Raw genomic sequence first — 265 nt, 5'->3', positions numbered from 1 at the left:
GTAACAACATAAAATCCGAAACATCAGCCACACCACCTTGTGAAGGTGCACTAATACGTTGTGCAATATTTTTGGCACGCTCTCGCATTAATCCTGATATTTCATTAATAAAACGGTGTAGTGATGGATTACTTGCTACATTAATATGACACGGAATAAAATCAGGGTCTAAAACAATACTCCCATCAGGGCGTTTCTCCATAATACGAGCAACTGCAATAGAGGCATAAGAACTACGATCTTCTTTTTCGAGCATGAGCTGAAC

1 protein-coding gene is annotated in these 265 nt (G+C 39.2%); it reads right to left on the bottom strand.

Annotation, left to right across the window (positions count from 1 at the left end):
* Nucleotides 1-265 (bottom strand): type VI secretion system baseplate subunit TssK (gene tssK, locus RMT89_RS43555; RefSeq protein ID WP_315889289.1); only part of this gene is annotated, 265 nt, incomplete at both ends.

The sequence above is a fragment of the Streptomyces sp. P17 genome, assembly GCF_032436805.1.
Lineage (GTDB): Bacteria > Actinomycetota > Actinomycetes > Streptomycetales > Streptomycetaceae > Streptomyces.
The sequence above is the reverse complement of the archived record's forward strand: the minus strand, read 5'-3'. Positions and strand labels throughout refer to the sequence as shown.